At 70.9% G+C, this 15,543-nt stretch carries 13 protein-coding genes; 4 read left to right on the top strand and 9 right to left on the bottom strand.

Annotated elements, in window-relative coordinates:
* The 4 genes from AC1DCG_RS23455 to AC1DCG_RS23440 all read right to left on the bottom strand — a co-directional run.
* The coding region (locus AC1DCG_RS23455) for a cation:dicarboxylate symporter family transporter (protein WP_477041699.1) at positions 1 to 263 on the bottom strand (263 nt) is incomplete at its 3' end.
* Positions 264 to 374: 111 nt separating this feature from the next.
* Complete coding sequence (locus tag AC1DCG_RS23450) at positions 375 to 800, bottom strand: DUF6491 family protein (protein WP_165263195.1); 426 nt, start codon at positions 798 to 800, stop codon at positions 375 to 377.
* Between the two features lie 87 nt (positions 801 to 887).
* The gene (locus AC1DCG_RS23445; protein ID WP_477036934.1) at positions 888 to 4,034 is read right to left on the bottom strand and encodes a PAS domain S-box protein; all 3,147 of its coding nucleotides are present in this window, start codon (positions 4,032 to 4,034) and stop codon (positions 888 to 890) included.
* A gap of 178 nt (positions 4,035 to 4,212) precedes the next feature.
* Complete coding sequence (locus tag AC1DCG_RS23440; protein ID WP_058350643.1) at positions 4,213 to 4,620, bottom strand: helix-turn-helix domain-containing protein; 408 nt, start codon at positions 4,618 to 4,620, stop codon at positions 4,213 to 4,215.
* Positions 4,621 to 4,829: 209 nt separating this feature from the next.
* On the opposite strand from AC1DCG_RS23440, the gene AC1DCG_RS23435 reads away from it, so the two are divergent.
* Both AC1DCG_RS23435 and AC1DCG_RS23430 read left to right on the top strand, forming a co-directional pair.
* The gene (locus AC1DCG_RS23435) at positions 4,830 to 5,843 is read left to right on the top strand and encodes an NAD(P)/FAD-dependent oxidoreductase (protein WP_477031434.1); all 1,014 of its coding nucleotides are present in this window, start codon (positions 4,830 to 4,832) and stop codon (positions 5,841 to 5,843) included.
* 33 nt (positions 5,844 to 5,876) lie between these two features.
* Positions 5,877 to 7,040: an acyl-CoA dehydrogenase family protein gene (locus tag AC1DCG_RS23430; RefSeq protein WP_165263189.1), complete on the top strand. Its 1,164-nt coding sequence runs from the start codon at positions 5,877 to 5,879 to the stop codon at positions 7,038 to 7,040.
* Between the two features lie 49 nt (positions 7,041 to 7,089).
* Here the strand turns inward: AC1DCG_RS23430 and AC1DCG_RS23425 are convergent, their stop codons facing one another.
* The 3 genes from AC1DCG_RS23425 to AC1DCG_RS23415 all read right to left on the bottom strand — a co-directional run bounded on the left by AC1DCG_RS23425 (position 7,090) and on the right by AC1DCG_RS23415 (position 9,496).
* On the bottom strand, positions 7,090 to 7,821 hold the full coding sequence (locus tag AC1DCG_RS23425; protein WP_477036935.1) for an energy transducer TonB: 732 nt from the start codon (positions 7,819 to 7,821) through the stop codon (positions 7,090 to 7,092).
* Positions 7,822 to 7,916: 95 nt separating this feature from the next.
* Positions 7,917 to 8,672, bottom strand: coding sequence for a polysaccharide deacetylase family protein (locus tag AC1DCG_RS23420; protein ID WP_477036936.1), 756 nt, complete (start codon positions 8,670 to 8,672; stop codon positions 7,917 to 7,919).
* A complete protein-coding gene (locus AC1DCG_RS23415) occupies positions 8,672 to 9,496 on the bottom strand; it encodes a glycosyltransferase family 2 protein (RefSeq protein ID WP_477031431.1) in 825 nt (274 codons plus the stop codon). The genes AC1DCG_RS23420 and AC1DCG_RS23415 overlap by 1 nt, the downstream gene beginning before the upstream one ends.
* A 197-nt stretch (positions 9,497 to 9,693) precedes the next feature.
* Between AC1DCG_RS23415 and AC1DCG_RS23410 the strand changes: the two genes are divergently transcribed.
* On the top strand, positions 9,694 to 10,569 hold the full coding sequence (locus AC1DCG_RS23410; protein WP_477031430.1) for a lytic transglycosylase domain-containing protein: 876 nt from the start codon (positions 9,694 to 9,696) through the stop codon (positions 10,567 to 10,569).
* Here the strand turns inward: AC1DCG_RS23410 and AC1DCG_RS23405 are convergent.
* A complete protein-coding gene (locus AC1DCG_RS23405) occupies positions 10,566 to 11,732 on the bottom strand; it encodes a CaiB/BaiF CoA transferase family protein (RefSeq protein ID WP_477031429.1) in 1,167 nt (388 codons plus the stop codon). The two genes, AC1DCG_RS23410 and AC1DCG_RS23405, sit on opposite strands and share 4 nt — an antisense overlap.
* Before the next feature lie 66 nt (positions 11,733 to 11,798).
* The gene (locus tag AC1DCG_RS23400) at positions 11,799 to 13,610 is read right to left on the bottom strand and encodes an ATP-binding protein (RefSeq protein WP_477036938.1); all 1,812 of its coding nucleotides are present in this window, start codon (positions 13,608 to 13,610) and stop codon (positions 11,799 to 11,801) included.
* A gap of 158 nt (positions 13,611 to 13,768) precedes the next feature.
* On the opposite strand from AC1DCG_RS23400, the gene spbR reads away from it, so the two are divergent.
* Positions 13,769 to 14,902, top strand: coding sequence for a SpbR family protein (gene spbR, locus AC1DCG_RS23395; RefSeq protein ID WP_477031427.1), 1,134 nt, complete (start codon positions 13,769 to 13,771; stop codon positions 14,900 to 14,902).
* Positions 14,903 to 15,543: the final 641 nt, after the last annotated feature.

The following is a 15,543-nucleotide window of genomic DNA, read 5'->3' as shown; positions in this document are numbered from 1 at the left end:
AAGGCCACGCGGCCGAAGCGTCCCAGGTCGCGCATGCCGGCGATGCCGGTGACCACGGTCAGGAAGATCACCGGGGCGATGACCATCTTCACCAGCTTGATGAAGGCGTCGCCCAGCGGCTTCAGGTCGGCCCCGAACTTGGGCCAGAARTGRCCGATCAGCGCYCCCGCCACGATGGCGACCAGCACCTGCACGTAGAGGTGCGTGTACCACGGCCCCTGGCGGGGCGGCGCGCCTGCGGCGGCGTTCGTCTGCGGGATCATCGGACGGCTCCTGGCCGTCGTCGTCGCCCCCGACGGCGCTACGGCCAGGCTCTAGATGTCGCCGCCCCGCGATCCGGGGCAAGCGTTTTCAGGCGCCGCCGAGGCGGGGCCTCAGGACTTGGGTTTCTTGGCCTTCACGCTGGGCCAGGCCGCCGCGTACTCCTCGGGGGTCAGCTTGCGGATCGCCTGCACCCGGTAGTCGCGCGAGGAGCCGGTGACCTCGGGCACGATCACGGTCGCGTCGAAGGGCGAGCACACCCAGGAGCCGCCGCGCGACTTGATGCCGATGCGGGTGGAGACGTCGAGGTCGAAGGCCGAGTTGAACAGCGTCAGCTGGTAGGCTTCCTTGCGGCCGACATCGACATTGAGCGTGCGCTCGTCGACGACCTGGTAGCCGCGCACCTGGTCGGCGAAGAAGCAGCTTTCCCGGGAGGCGGGCTTGGCCTTCTCGGCCGGCGCCGGGGCGGCGGCCAGGGCGGGAACGGCGAGGCCCGCGGCCAGGCCGAGGGTGCAGAGGAGCAAGACGGAGCGGCGCATGTCGAAGGCCTCCTGATCGGACCGGCCTCCACTATAGCGCGACGGGCTCTTGGCTGTATTTCGGTTTGTAGGCCGATTGCGGCGAAATCAGGCGGCCTGGCGCGACAGGTCCTCGATCCAGGCGTCCAGATCGGCCACCGCGCGGCGCACGCCCTGGCGCAGGCGTTCGAGGGGCTCGTCGAGGGGCGCGCCGGCGATGCAGGCGTCCTCCAGCTCGGCCGCGTCGCGCGACAGGCGCATGAAGCCGAGGATGCCGGCCGAGCCGGCCAGGCGGTGGGCGTCCTCGCGCAGGGCCTGCGGGGCCTCGTCCTGGAAGCGCTCGACCAGCTGGTCGCGCAGCATGCCGGCCAGGCGAGCGACGCGGGCCGCCCCCATGGCCGAGGCCAGGGCGTCGCGGGCGGCGGCTTCGTCGTCGGCCTCGTCGACCGGCGCGACCTTGGCCAGGTGCAGGGCCAGGGCCTGGTCGAGGTCGCGTTCGCTCAGCGGCTTGAGCAGATGGCCCACCATGCCGGCGTCGAGGCAGGCGGCGATCTGCTGGGGGGCGCCGCTGGCCGTCAGGGCCACGATGGGCGAGGCGGTGAGGCCGCGTCGGCGGATCTCGCGGGTGGCGGTCAGGCCGTCGATCACCGGCATGTGCACGTCCATCAGCACCAGGTCGAAGGCCGCGCGCTCCAGCGCCTTGACCGCCTGGGCCCCGTCGTCGGCCGTCTCGACCACGCAGCCGCGCCGGCCCAGCAGTTCGCTGAACAGTTCGCGGTTCAGTTCGACGTCGTCGACCAGCAGGATCCGGCGACCGGGGAAGGCGGCGCGGCCCGCGGCCTCGGCCGGGGCGACGACGGCGGGGGCCTGGGCCAGGGGCAGCGCGATCTCGAAGGCGAAGGTCGAGCCTTCGCCCAGCTCGCTCTCGACCCAGATCCGCCCGTCCATCAGCTCGACGAGCTCGCGCGAGATCGCCAGGCCCAGCCCGGTGCCGCCGAAGGTGCGGGTGATCGAGCTGTCGGTCTGGGAGAAGCGCTTGAACAGGCGGTCCAGCTTGTCGGGTGCGATGCCCACGCCCTGGTCGATGACGCTGATCCGCAGGGCCGCGCGATCGCCGGCGGCGCCGAGGACCTCGACCTGGGTGGTCACCGAGCCGTGGCGGGTGAACTTCACGGCGTTGGACAGCAGGTTCAGCAGGATCTGGCGCAGGCGATGGCGGTCGCCGACGTACCAGCCGTCGAGGTCGCCGACCATGCGCAGGTCGACCTGGTGCTCGTCGGCCTGCGGCTCGACCATGGCCGTGGTCTCGACCAGCATCTCCTTGAGGGCGAAGGGCGCGCTTTCCAGGGTGACGGCGCGGGCCTCCAGCTTGGAGAAGTCGAGGATGTCGTTGATCAGGGCGTTGAGGGCCTCGCCGGCGCCGCGCACCCGCTCGGCCCGCCGCCGGTCCTCGGTCGCCAGGTTCGGGTTTTCGGCCAGCAGCCGCGAGAAGCCGATCACCCCGTTCAGCGGCGTGCGCAGCTCGTGGCTCATATTGGCCAGGAACTCGGCCTTGGCGTGATTGGCTTCCTCGGCGGCGTCGCGGGCGGTGGCCAGCTGGGTGGCCATGGCGGCCAGTTCCAGGGTCTGGCGCTCCAGCGCCTCCTGGGCCTCGACGCGGGCGGTCTGGTCCTGGACCTGGGCGATGAAGTGCTTGGGCGAGCCGTCGGGCGCGCGGACCAGCGACACCGAAAGGTGCACCCAGACGATGCGGCCTTCCTTGTGGATGTAGCGCTTGTCCATGCCGTAGCTGGCGATCTCGCCGTCGAGCAGCTTGCCCAGCAGGGCCAGGTCCTTGTCGAGGTCGGCGGGGTAGGTGATCGTCTGGAAGTCGGTCGCCAGCATCTCGGTCTCGTCGTAGCCGACGATGTCGCAGAAGGCGGCGTTGATCTTGTTGAAGGCGCCGTCGAGCGTGACCAGGGCCATGCCGACCGAGGCGTGGTGGAAGGCGGTCTCGAACTCCTCCATCTGCGCCTTGCGGGCGCTGATGTCGTGCATCAGGGCCGTGAACTGCCAGCCCTCGGCGCTGCGGGCGGCGCTGATCGCCAGCTCGACGGGAAAGGTCTCGCCGTCGCGGCGCTGGGCCGTGATCTCGATGCGCTGGTCGAGCACGGCGCCGCGACCGGTGGCCAGGAAGCGGACCAGGCCCTCGTCATGGGCCGTGCGCAGTTCGGCCGGGACGATCAGGTCGGAAAGCCGGCGGCCCTGGGCCTCGGCCGCCGTCCAGCCGAAGGTGCGCTCGGCGAAGCGGTTCCAGTCGGTGACGACGCCGGCCTGGTCCATGGTGACGATCGCCTGGTAGGCGTCGGCGATCACTCGCCGCGCGCGGGCTTCGCTGGCCTCCAGCTTGCGGCGCAGCGCGCGTTCGTCGGTGATGTCGCGTAGGACGCCGAAGACGGCGATCACCCGGCCGTCCTCGTCCAGCTCGCAGGTGGCGCGCGAATGGCCCTGGCGGACCGCGCCGTCGGCCCGCAGCAGGCGCAGTTCGTGCTCGAGCACCGCGCGCTCGACGACCACCTGGCGGGCCCTGGCCTCGGCCGCCGCCCGGTCGTCGGGGTGGTACATCTCCAGCCAGTTGTCGAAGGTGGGTGTGAAGGTCGCCGGGTCGCGTCCGTAGATCCGATAGACCTCGTCCGACCAGGTGATGGTGTGGTTGGCGAGATCGCAGCGCCAGTGGCCGACGCCGGAGATGGCCTCGGTCATGGCCAGCATGCGGCGCTGTTCGACCATGTGCCGTTCGGCGCGGCCCTTCTCCATGCGGGCGACCACGGCGTCGGCCAGCATGCGCAGGCGGTCGAGGTCGTCCTCGGAGGGGCGGGGGCGCGGCGCGGTGTCGATGACGCACAGCGTGCCCAGGTTATGGCCGTCGCGATCGCTGAGCACGGCGCCGGCGTAGAAGCGGATGTCCGGCGCGCCGGTGACCAGGGGATTGCCGGAAAAGCGCGGATCGGCCGTGGCGTCCTCGACGACCATGACCGAATGCGGTTCCTGGCGCAGGGCATGGGCGCAGAAGGCCATCTCGCGCGGGGTGGATTCCGCCTCCAGGCCGTAGCGCGACTTGAACCACTGCCGGTGCTCGTCGACCAGCGAGATCAGGGCGATGGGCGCGTCGAACAGTTCGGCGGCGAAGCCGGTCAGCCGATCGAAGGCCGGCTCGGGAGCCGTATCCAGGATGCGGTAGGAGGCCAGGGCCGCCAGACGATCGTTTTCGAGCATGTTCAGGGCGCCGCTATCTTAGGTCGACACGGTGACCCCGGGCGGCTTCACATCTACTGAACGCCGGTATCGGTGCGCTGCGGCCTATTGAAGCAGTAGAGGCAGGCCCAAACGAAAACGCGCCTCTCCAGGGGATGAGGCGCGTGATCGGAAGATCGAAAGAGAGTGGAGGAGGGGCTCAGGCCGGCTCGTCGTCGACCATCGCTTTGACCAGGTCGACCACGCGGCGGCGCAGGCGACGGTCGTTCAGGCGGGGGAACAGGTCGGCCAGTTCCAGGCCTTCCGGCGTGGCCACGAACTGGGTCATGCGCTGGGCGACGCCGTCGTCCTCGCCGTTGTCGGTCTCTTCCAGGCCGTCGAAGAAGTAGGACACCGGCGACTGCAGCAGGCGGGCGGCGTCGTAGAGCTTGCTGGCGCTGATGCGGTTGGCGCCGCGCTCGTACTTCTGGATCTGCTGGAAGGTGATGCCCAGGGCGTCGGCGAGCTGGGTCTGGCTCAAGCCGAGCACCTTGCGCCGAATCCGCATGCGGGCGCCGACATAGATATCGACGGGATGGGCGACTTCGGCGGTGGGCTTCTGGGTCATGGTGTTCTCGTCCTCGGCTCCGGTCGGACCGTAGCGGTGCACGTGGCGCGGTTGTTTACGGTGAAGAATAGACCGCTGATCGTATTCCGTCACCTCGCCTCGACGTCGCATGTCGCTAACACGACACAAATGCCGCACCCTTGCGTCGGTCCGCCGACAGAAAAGCATTCGGACTTGACCTTTCGGCCGCCGGGCGGTGTCTGCCGACCATGATTTTGCAGTCAGGCGCGCGCGTCGCGGTCGCCGGAGCCGGCGCTTTCGGCTCGGCGGCGGCGCTGATTCTCTCCCGACTCGGGTTCGTGGTGACGGTGTTCGACCCCGCGCCGCCCGGCGAGAACGCCTCGGGCGTTGCGGCCGGCATGCTGGCGCCGGCGGCCGAGGCGGTGTTCGACAAGGTCTCACGGGGTCACCTGCCGGTGTTGCGGCGCGCGCGCGAGCGCTGGGCGCCCTTCGCGGCGGATCTCGGAATCACGCTCGATCGCGGCGGGGTGGCGATCGAGGGCGAGGCCGGTTTCCTGGACGAGGTCGAGGCGGCGCTGGTCGAGGCCGGCGCGGGCTTCACGCGCACCCAGGCGGGCCTGTTCAGCGACGAGGACTGGCGGCTGGACGCCCGCCAGGCGCTGGCGACCCTGCGCGAGGCGGCGATCAAGGCCGGCGCCAGGTTCGATAGTCGCGGCGCGGCCGCCTTCTCCGACGGACGCGTCACGCTTGAGGACGGCGAGGTCCAGCCCTTCGACGCCCTGGTGGTCGCCACGGGCGGCGGTGGACGGGATCTGGCGCCGGAGCTTGCCGCGCTGACGCCGATCAAGGGCCAGATCCTACGCCTGGAGACCCCCATGGCCGGCGGCCCGGTGCTGCGCGGCAAGGGCGTCTACATCGCGCCGGGACCCCGGCCGGCGGTCGGGGCGACGATGGAGGCGGGGCGCGACGACCGCGATCCGGATCCGGCCGTGGTCGAGCCGCTGCGCATCGCCGCCGAGCGCCTGCGCCCCGAACTGGCCGGCGCGGCGGCAGTGATCGAGGTCGGCGTTCGGGCCTCGACGTCGGACGGCCTGCCGCTGGTGGGCGAGAGCCGTACGCCGGGGGTGATCCTGGCGGCCGGGGCCCGTCGCAACGGCTGGCTGCTCGCTCCGCTTGTGGCCGACATGGTCGCGGCGTATCTGACGGGCGCCGATCCCGGAGAGGACGCGGCCGCCTTCGATCCGCAGCGTTTCGAGGGCTAGATAAAGAACGACGAAGCGCAGGGAAGGGACGACATGGCCGGTTTCTGGCTGACCGACGAGCAGGAAGCGATCCGTGAAGGCGTGGCCAAGGTGTGCGCCGCCTTCGACGACGAGTACTGGCGGCGGACCGACGAGACCGGAAACTTCCCCGAAGAGTTCGTCGCCGCCATAGCCGAAGGCGGCTGGCTGGGCGTGGCCATGCCCGAAAGCGTGGGCGGGGCGGGCCTGGGCCTGACCGAGGCCGCGGTGATGATGCAGACCGTGGCCCAGTCGGGCGCGGGTTTTTCGGGCGCTTCGGCCATCCACCTCAACATCTTCGGCCCGATGCCGCTGGTGAAGTTCGGGACCGACGAGCAGCGCGAGCGCCTGCTGCCGCGGATCATCTCGGGCGAGGACAAGATGTGCTTCGCCGTCACCGAGCCCAATTCGGGCCTGGACACCTCCAGCCTGGAGACCCGGGCCGAGAAGGTCGACGGCGGCTATCGCCTGAACGGCCGCAAGATCTGGACGACCGGCGCCCAGCGCGCCAACAAGATCCTGATCATCGCCCGCACCACGCCCAAGGATCAGTGCGCCAAGCCGACCGGCGGGCTGTCGCTGTTCTATACCGACCGCGAGCAGATCGAGGCCAAGCCGATCCCGAAGATGGGCCGCAAGGCCGTCGAATGTAACATGCTCTTCATCGAGGACCTGTTCGTGCCCCAGGAGGACCTGGTGGGCGAGGAGGGCAAGGGCTTCCAGTACCTGCTGCACGGGCTCAATCCCGAGCGGGTGCTGTTCGCGGCGGAGGCCATCGGCCTTGGCCGGGCGGCGCTGGCGAAGGCCTCGACCTACGCCAAGGAGCGCGTGGTGTTCGGCCGTCCGATCGGCCAGAACCAGGGCGTGGCCCATCCGCTGGCCAAGTCGTGGGCGGAGCTGGAGGCGGCCAACCTGATGGCCTTCAAGGCCGCGGCGCTCTACGACGCGGGCAAGGACTGCGGGGCCGAGGCCAACGCCGCCAAGTACCTGGGCGCGGAGGCCGGCTTCACCGCCTGCGAGGCCTCGGTGCTGGCGCATGGCGGCATGGGCTACGCCAAGGAGTACGACGTCGAGCGCTACTTCCGCGAGGCGATGATCGCCCGCATCGCGCCGGTCAGCCGCGAGATGATCCTCAACTTCATCGCCGAGCGCGTGCTGGGCTTGCCCAAGAGCTACTGAAGAAACCCGGACGGACGACCAGATACGCGGTCGTCCGTCCGACGCCCCCTCAGTCAGCGGCGTTGAAGCGGATGGGGATCCTCACCTGCGCGCCGTCGACCGCCTGGCCGTTCTCGAGTTGCGGCTTCATCTTGAAGAACCGCGACAATTTCAGAGCCGCATCGCCGAAGCCTTCGATGGCCGGGCTTTCGGAGACCACGGTGCAGTTCTGCACCGTGCCCTTGGCCGTGACCGCGCAGTTCAGCGTCGCCCCGCCCGAGACCCCGCGCCGCTGGGCGCTTTCGGGGTAGTAGCGCGACATGTCGTCGGCGCTGGGCATCTTCAGCCACGTCGCCCGGGTGATGATCCGGGGCGCAGGAGCGGTCGACGGCGGCGCGGGCGGCGCCGGGGGATCGGCCGTAAAGGTCGGCGGCGCGGCGATGGTCGGCGGGCCCGGGTCCCTGGGGATCGGCACGGGCAGCGGATCGGGCGTCGGGAAGGGCGTCGGCAGCGGCGGATGGACCGGGATCGGGTTGGAGGCCCTGGGCGGCGTCGGCGCCGGGGTCTCCGGCGGCGGAGGCGGCGGCGGTTTCGGCATCATCGGTTCCAGCACGAAGCCGGGATCGGGAACGATCTCGGGCGGCAGGGTCACGTACTTCTGCACCGCGATGTAGGCGAACAGGGCCACGTGCGCCGCGCCGGAAACCGCGAGGGCGATGACCAGGCCCTTGGACAGCTTGCGCTTTTCGTCGCGGTCCAGGCCGGCGATGCGCGGGTTGAAATCGGCGGGGTGGGCGATCATGGCGACCTCCGTGAAGCGGCGTCGATCGGTGTCGACGTCTTCACGCTGTCACGGAAAATGACGCTCGTAAACAGATAAAATGACGATCGTAAAATCTACTGTGTCCGACCCGTCTCCGGCAGCAGGTCGCCCAGGTCGCTCCAGGCCAGGACGGGATGGCGACGGACCGTCCGCATCAGCCCGGCCAGCCACTTCCACGCCGCCTCGTCGTGGTCGAGGTGGTGGGTCAGAAGGCCGATCGGCGCATCCCAGGCGCCGGTCTTGCGACGGCGCGCCAGCTGGCGGCGCAACTGGGAGGCCAGGCGGCTGGCGCCTCGGAAGCGCGGGGCTGGGTTCCAGCGCAGCAGGTCCAGGTGGGTGTCGACGCGCGGCGGATCGGCTTGCGGCGCGACTTCGGCCCAGGCGCTCCAGCCGACATAGCGTTCGGCGGACAGGGCGTCGGTCAGGCGGGGGTGGACGGCGTTCCAGGGCGGCGTGAACAGCTTCAGCGCGCCGGGCAGGGGAGCAAGGCGCGTCCAGCCGTCCCGCAGGGCGGCGGCGATCTCGTCGGCGGTGCGTTCAGGCGGAAACTCGAAGGCGCCGCCGCCGCCGCTGCGGTCCACGTGGTCGGCGCCGTGCTGCACCACCCGAACGCCGCGCACCGTGGCGAGGCGTTCGGCAAGGTCGGCCCGATCGCCGTCGGGAATGACCGCCAGGGTCAGGGGCGCGTCGAAGGCCAGCGCGTGGGCGAGCAGCCGCTCCAACGCCGGGCCGGGCGTGCGGGCGTCGTCGTCGCGCCACCACAGGCGGGCGCGGCGGCCGGCCGCGCGCCAGCGGGCCAGTTCGCGCGACAGCAGCAGGGTCTGAAGCATCAGGCCAGCGGCGAGGTCGAGGCCACGGCTTCGGCGCAGACCGCCGTCGGGTCCTGGGCCATGGAGGCCGTGCCCCGCACTTCCAGCTGCATGCGCAGGACCGACAGCAGCGGATAGATCGCCGCCATCAGCGCGATCAGGAAGCCCCAGCCGCCCTCACGCCAGCCTTGGCGCGAGACGTAGCACTTGTAGAAGCGCCGCACGCCGCGGAAGGCGTTGCGGCCCAGGCCCGGCCATTCGCCGGTCTCGGCCAGATCCTTGGCGCGCAGCTCGGTGTAGCGGTCGAGGCGGCGCAGCATGTCGGAGATGTTGTCGTCGACCTCGTGGCGGATCGGGGTGCGCAGCGACGGGCCGGCCTCGCCGGCGAACTTCACCGACGGGTGGACGCGCTGGGTTCCCCAGCTCTTGGCGCCGCGGCGGAACAGGCGGGCCACCGAGGTGGTGCCGAACGAGCCGCCCCAGCCATACTTCACCAGGCGTGCGCCGATGTAGTTGTCGACCGGGATCTGGCGCCAGTCGCCCTGGTCGGACGCCACGGCGGCGCGGACCTCGGCGGCGAGCTCGGGGCTGACATATTCGTCGGCGTCGATCTCGAGGATCCAGTCGCCGGTGGCGGCGGCCGCGCCGGCGGCCCGGCGGGGGCCTTCCAGCGGAAACGCGCCTTCGACCAGCACCGCGCCGTATTGCCTGGCGATCGTCGCCGAGCCGTCGGTGCAGCGGTCGAGCACGACCACCAGTTCATCGGCGAAGGACAGGCGGGCCAGGCATTCGGCCAGGCGGGCTTCCTCGTTGTGTACGCAGATCAAGGCCGTGAGTTTGGCCATCGTTTCCCCCGAAAGTTGGCGCGCGGTAACATTGTTGCGTTATCGAAACAATGTTTCTCGCACAAATCGGGCAAGCTTCAGCGTGGCAGTTTGTCGCGGAGCGCCGGAAGGGCGGGGCGACTTGTCGCGGGGGCGTCCGGCGAACGCGGAAACGTGGTTAAGCCGGCATTAACCACGCTGGTTCAGACATTCGGACCATGGCCGTCCAATCCATCCGCAACGTCGTCGAGTCGGCGATCCAGCGCGCGTCGAACGCGACTGGTGTCGACTTCACGTTCCTGATGGGTACGGCCAAGCGCGAGAGCGGCTACAATCCGGCGGCCAAGGCGCGCACCTCCTCGGCCTCGGGCCTCTTCCAGTTCGTCGACCAGACCTGGCTGGCCACGCTGAAGAAGCATGGCGCCAAGTACGGCTACGCCCGCTACGCCGACCTGATCCAGCAGGGCTCGGACGGCAAGTACCGGGTGGCCGGCGACGAGGCTCGCAAGGCCGTGCTGGGCCTGAAGCTCGATCCGCACGCCGCGTCGCTGATGGCCGGCGAGCTGGCGTCGGACCACGCCTCCTATCTGCGCGGCCGGGTGGGGCGTAGCCCGACTTCGGGCGAGCTTTACGCCGCCCACTTCCTGGGGCCGCAAGGTTCGGCCCGTCTGATCGAGGCGGCCAATCGCAACCCGGGCGCCAGCGCCGCTTCGATGTTTCCGGAAGCCGCCGCCGCGAACCGTTCGATCTTCTATCGCGAAGGCCGCGCCGCCACCGTCGGCGAGGTCTATGCGAACCTGACCAAGAGCGCCGGCGGAAGCGGCGGCGCGCCGACCGTCCGCGAGCGCGAGCCGCAGAGCGACGAAGGCTTCCTGCAGTACGCCTCGGGGCGACGGCTCGACCGCATCGACCAGCAGAAGGCCGTGGTCGACCTCGTCCTGCGCGGGTCGCAGGGCTATGGCGGCGCCTTCAGCGGCGCGCGCTCGGACGACGGCGGCGGCGTTAGCCGCGTGGCCAACAGCCTGTTCTCGGCCGAGATGCTGCGCATGCTTTCGGACGCCAACGCCGGTTCGGCCGGCGGCAAGGCCCGCTAGGCCCGCAGGGCCTCAATCTCCTCATCCGAATAGCCGAGCTCGGCCAGGACGGCGGCCGTGTCCGCGCCCAGCGATGGGGCGGGCGCGCGTGGACGCTCGTCGACGCCGGGAAAGCGGGCCGGCGCGGCGGGCGAGCGGCGGCCGTCCAGCATTTCGACGAAGCAGCCGGCCGCCTGGGCCTGCGGGTCCTCGACCAGGTCGCGCGGCGTCTGCCAGGGCGCCCAGGTGATGTCGCCCGCGTCGAGGGCGGCCGCGGCGGTCTCGTAGTCCATGGCGCCGAAGGCCTCGTCGAGGATGTCGACCAGGGCGGCGGTGTTCTCGCGCCGGGCCCGGGCGCCGGAGAAGCGCGGATCGTCGACCAGCTCGGGCCGGCCGACGGCGGCGGCGATCCTGGGCCAGTCGGTCGCGCCCTGGCGGGCCAGCAGGCAGATCCAGCGGCCGTCGCGCGTCTGGAAGAAGTTGGCCAGCGGCTGGACCGCCTCGCGGCGCGGACGGGTCGAGGCCAGCTTGCCGAAGTGCAGCTGGATGGCGAGGTCCGAGCCGATGGCGTAGGCGCCGGTGCGCAGCAGCGAGGTCTCGACCAGGCGCCCGACGCCCGTCCGATGGCGCTCGTGCACCGCCGCCAGGATCGCCGAGACCGTGGCCAGCGAGGTGACGTGGTCGCCCATGCCGGTGCGGATCGGGAAGGGCTCGGCGCCCTTGGGCGCGGTCAGGGCTCCGACCCCGGCGCGCGACCAGAAGGCGGCGACGTCCATGCCCGGCTTGTCGGCGTCCGGGCCGGTCAGGCCGTAGCCGGTGAGGCTGCAGTAGATCAGGGCGGGGAAGGCCGCGCGCAGGGTCTCGTGGTCGAGGCCGGCGCGGCGCAGGGCGGCGGGCCGGACGTTGGTGAGGAAGATGTCGGCGGTGGCGATGAGACGCTTGAGCGCTTCGGCGCCGCCGGGCGTGCGGATGTCGAGCACGATCCCGCGCTTGCCGCGGTTGTCGAGTTCGAAGATCGGGTTGGCGGCCTGGTCGGCGCCGATGGTCTCGAAGAAGCGGCGCATCGGATCGCCGTCCGGCGCCTCGACCTTGACCACGTCGGCGCCCCAGTCCGCCAGGATGCCGGCCGCGCCCGGGGCGGCGATGTAGGTGGCCAGTTCGACGACCTTGAGGTCCCGCAGCATTCGCTTCCTCCGCTTTTCTTGTCGTTGGAGACGAGATTAGCGGTCAAACGAGCGTTGGGAAGTCCGTCAGGCCACGCCGCGCGCGGCTTCAGCCCGAGGTTGGCGGGTGAGGGCGGCCGCGTCGGCCACGGCCCGGGCGACGCCCGCGACGCTGACGGGCTTGCGCAGCACCGTGTCGGCGCCGGCCTCGGTGCACTCGCGGGCCTCGTCGGCGTCGCCGCCGATGACGGCGATGATCGGCATCTGGCCGCCGGCGCCGGGCAGGGCGCGCAGTTCGGCGGCGGTCTGCGGACCGTCCAGCACCGGCATGCGGCCGTCGAGCATGACGAGGTCGAACTCGCAGACCTTGGCCAGGTCGACGGCGCGACGGCCGTTCTGGGCGTGCACGACCTGGTGGCCGAGCTGCTCGAGGATGGCGCGCAGCATGGCCGCGTTGAGGGCGTCGTCCTCGGCGATCAGCACGCGCAGGCTGCGCTGGACGTCGGGGGCCGGATCGGCGGCGGCCAGGGTCTCCTCGACCGGCTCCTGCGGGCAGGGGCAGGCGGCGTCGTAGGGCAGCAGCAGGGTGAAGCAGCTGCCCACGCCCAGGGCGCTGCTGGTCTCCAGCGAGCCGCCCATCAGCCGGGCCAGCTGGCGCGACAGCGACAGGCCAAGGCCCGCGCCGTTGACGCCGGCGCCGGTGCGCTCGACGCGGCGGAAGGGCTCGAACGCCTGCTCCAGTTCCTCGGCCGACAGGCCAGGACCGGTGTCGGCGACCTCGATGGCGATGCGGTCGTCRCCGCGCGGTTCGATCCGCACCTCGACCCGGCCGCGGATGGTGTACTTCACGGCGTTGCCGACCAGGTTGGCGATGATCTGGCGGGTGCGCATGGGATCGGCCATGGCCGCGCCCAGCGCCCGGTTCTCCAGCGACGCATCGACGTGGACGGCCAGTTCCAGGCCCTTGGCCAGGGCGTGCGGACGCTCCAGCAGGGCCAGGTCGCGGACCAGGCGCACGGGCTCGAAGGCCTGGGTCTCGACCGCCAGGCGGCCGGCCTCGGCGGTCTCGGCGTCGAGGGTGGCGTTGAGCACCGAGATCAGGTCCTGGGCCGCGTCGAGGGCGGCGTTCAGCTGCTCGCGCGAGGGCGCGGCCCGCCCGCCCTTGCCGGCGGCGGCGGCCAGCACGTGGGTGACGCCAGTCAGGCCGTTGCGGATCTCGTGGCTGAGGGTGGCGACGATGTCGGACTTGGAGCGGGCGGTCCGCTCGGCGGCCTCCAGCACGCGCATCCGCTCCTCGATCAGCGCCTCGTGGGCCACGGCCAGCGCATGCTGGCGGCGCAGCATGCGGTTGAAGATCATGGCCATGGCCAGCGCCAGGGCCAGCCCGCCGGCGGCCATCAGGCCGGCCTGGCGGCTTTCGGGGCGGCTGAACAGCGCCCACAGCGGGCCGATCGCGGCCACGGGCGCGACCACCACCAGGCTCTGCAGCACCGGCGAGGCGAAGAAGATGCAGACCATGCCGGCGGCGGCCGACAGCAGCAGCAGGGTCTCGCGGATCGGACCGGCGCCGTCGGCGAAGGCCGACATCTGGATCACGCCCAGCGCCCACAGCAGGCCGCCCGCGACCTGAAGCCGCATGCGCTTGGTCAGGTCCTGGGCGTGCGGGGTCTTCAGCCAGTTGGTGATCCCGTAGAACACGCCCCAGTTGATGGCGAAGATCGCGAAGCTCAGCGACATCCACACCGCGTTCTGGGCGAACGAGCCCGCCCAGACGAAGAACGGCAGGCTTACGGCGAAGATGGCCAGGGCGTAGGGCAGCAGCGCCACCTGCACGCCGAGGGCGAGCGCAGCGTCGGCCCCGGGCCGTTTCACGTCATGGGTTCGGGGCGATGCGAACAAGAATCAAATCCTCGGGCGTTCAGGCGAGGACGCTAGGCGGTCACGGTTTGCGGCGGGTTACGCGGTATCGTTAATGCCGGGGTGTTTGCGGGCAAACAATCGTTAAGCCTAACGGCACATTGTTTGATTCGACCGTTCATTCGCAGAAGGCCAGGCCCATGGCCACGACCCGCGCCGCGCTGACCAACGACGATATCCGCATGCTCGTGAAGGGCGCGACGCCCGACGAGCGCGCCCTGGCCGCGCACCGGCTGTGCCGCAAGATCGACCGCGCCGAACTTTCCGAGGACGAGCGCCTGCAGGCCCAGGAAATCCTGCGGGTCATGGCCGCCGACGCCGCCGAACTGGTGCGCCGCGCCCTGGCCGTGACGCTGAAGACCTCGCCGCTGCTGCCGCCGGACGTGGCCAACCGCCTGGCGCGCGACGTCGAGAGCGTGTCGCTGCCGGTGATCAGCTTCTCGCCGGTGTTCACCGACCAGGATCTGGCCGAGATCATCCGCCTGGGCGGCCCGGTGCGGCAGATGGCCATCGCCCGCCGGCCCAAGCTGTCGAGCAAGGTCACCGGCCTGCTGGTCGAGCAGGCCCCGGAAGACGTCGTGGCCGCGGTGTGCGCCAACGACAACGCCCGTTTCTCGGATCTGGCCCTGCAGAAGGCGCTGGACCGCTTCGCCAAGTCCGAAAGCGTGCTTCAAGCCGTGGCTTATCGCGCGGTGCTGCCGCTGTCGGTGACCGAGCGCCTGATCGACATGGTCGGCGACCAGCTGCGCGAGCACATCCTCGACAACCACGCCCTGTCGGCCGAGCGGGCGCTGGAGATCATCGTCGGGGCCAAGGAGCGCGCGACCATCGACCTGGTGGACCAGGCCGGCCGCACCGCCGATCCCAAGGCCTTCGTCGCCCACCTGAACCGCGCGGGCCGGCTGACGCCGTCGCTGCTGCTGCGGGCGCTGGCCCATGGCCACATGACCTTCGTCGAATGGGGCCTGGCCGAACTGGCCGGGGTGCCGCATCACCGCACCTGGCTGATGGTGCACGACGCCGGCGCGCTGGGCCTGAAGGCGGTCTACGAGCGCGCGGGCCTGCCCTCGCGCCTCTACGCCGCCTTCCGCGCGGGCGTGGACGCCTATCACGGCATGGAATTCGACGGCCGCCCCGGCGAGCGCGAACGGTTCCAGGAGCACATGCTGCAACGGTTCCTGACCTCCTCCCAGGCGGTGTCGCGCGAAGAGAGCGACTACCTGCTGGACAAGCTGGACCGCCTGGCGGGCTTCAAGGCCCGCGCAGCGGGGTAGGGGCGGGACTGCGGACTTCGGGGCCGTGCTGACAATTCGGCGCTGACCCCCTCCGGCCCTCCGGGCCACCTCCCCCAGAGGGGGAGGATCTRTTGGCGCCGGCGCTCTTCGAGATGCTCCCCCTCYGGGGGAGCTGTCGCGGAGCGACTGAGGGGGYCGGCGCAGGCACAGGTTCTCGTGCTCCCGCCTTTCGGCGACAGGTTCGGGGAGGCGCGGAGCGGCCGGGCGGAGCCCGGRGACCGTRKGTTTGTTTAGCGTTTCGGCTTCGTCGACCGCTCCGCCGCGTCGTTATTCCGGAGGGCCGGAGGCGCGGGTGCTGTTTCAACCCTGGACCCGGCTGTCCCACGGACGGGCAGGAYCAATAGCCCCGCGGTRATCCGGCGGCGGCCTCGGCTGATCCTGTTAGGCCGGTTTGACGATCCCGGCCCTGTCGACCCGCAAGCTTGTCCAGGAAGGGTTCGCAGGGYCCCGGATCTATCCACGAACAGACCCTGTCCCGCCTTCCCGAGACCTTCTTGCGGCCCCGCTCGATGCGGTCCTCGCCACGCTTGGGCCGGTACCAAGAGCCCTCCCCATGGCGGGGACGGCTTTGATTATGACCCGGGTTTCRGYGCGTCTGATTGAWTTGGCTGAGAAAGTTG

This window comes from Caulobacter sp. 10L414, from assembly GCF_056395525.1.
Note: the sequence above shows the minus strand (reverse complement) of the source record. Positions and strands in the feature narration are given on the sequence as shown.

What these genes read in the sequence shown, in the direction of transcription:
- AC1DCG_RS23450 (WP_165263195.1), bottom strand. Translation starts at nt 800, where the DNA reads ATGCGCCGCTCCGTCTTGCTCCTCTGCACCCTCGGCCTGGCCGCGGGC.
- AC1DCG_RS23445 (WP_477036934.1), bottom strand. Translation starts at nt 4,034, where the DNA reads ATGCTCGAAAACGATCGTCTGGCGGCCCTGGCCTCCTACCGCATCCTG.
- AC1DCG_RS23440 (WP_058350643.1), bottom strand. Translation starts at nt 4,620, where the DNA reads ATGACCCAGAAGCCCACCGCCGAAGTCGCCCATCCCGTCGATATCTAT.
- AC1DCG_RS23435 (WP_477031434.1), top strand. Translation starts at nt 4,830, where the DNA reads ATGATTTTGCAGTCAGGCGCGCGCGTCGCGGTCGCCGGAGCCGGCGCT.
- AC1DCG_RS23430 (WP_165263189.1), top strand. Translation starts at nt 5,877, where the DNA reads ATGGCCGGTTTCTGGCTGACCGACGAGCAGGAAGCGATCCGTGAAGGC.
- AC1DCG_RS23425 (WP_477036935.1), bottom strand. Translation starts at nt 7,821, where the DNA reads ATGATCGCCCACCCCGCCGATTTCAACCCGCGCATCGCCGGCCTGGAC.
- AC1DCG_RS23420 (WP_477036936.1), bottom strand. Translation starts at nt 8,672, where the DNA reads ATGCTTCAGACCCTGCTGCTGTCGCGCGAACTGGCCCGCTGGCGCGCG.
- AC1DCG_RS23415 (WP_477031431.1), bottom strand. Translation starts at nt 9,496, where the DNA reads ATGGCCAAACTCACGGCCTTGATCTGCGTACACAACGAGGAAGCCCGC.
- AC1DCG_RS23410 (WP_477031430.1), top strand. Translation starts at nt 9,694, where the DNA reads ATGGCCGTCCAATCCATCCGCAACGTCGTCGAGTCGGCGATCCAGCGC.
- AC1DCG_RS23405 (WP_477031429.1), bottom strand. Translation starts at nt 11,732, where the DNA reads ATGCTGCGGGACCTCAAGGTCGTCGAACTGGCCACCTACATCGCCGCC.
- spbR (WP_477031427.1), top strand. Translation starts at nt 13,769, where the DNA reads ATGGCCACGACCCGCGCCGCGCTGACCAACGACGATATCCGCATGCTC.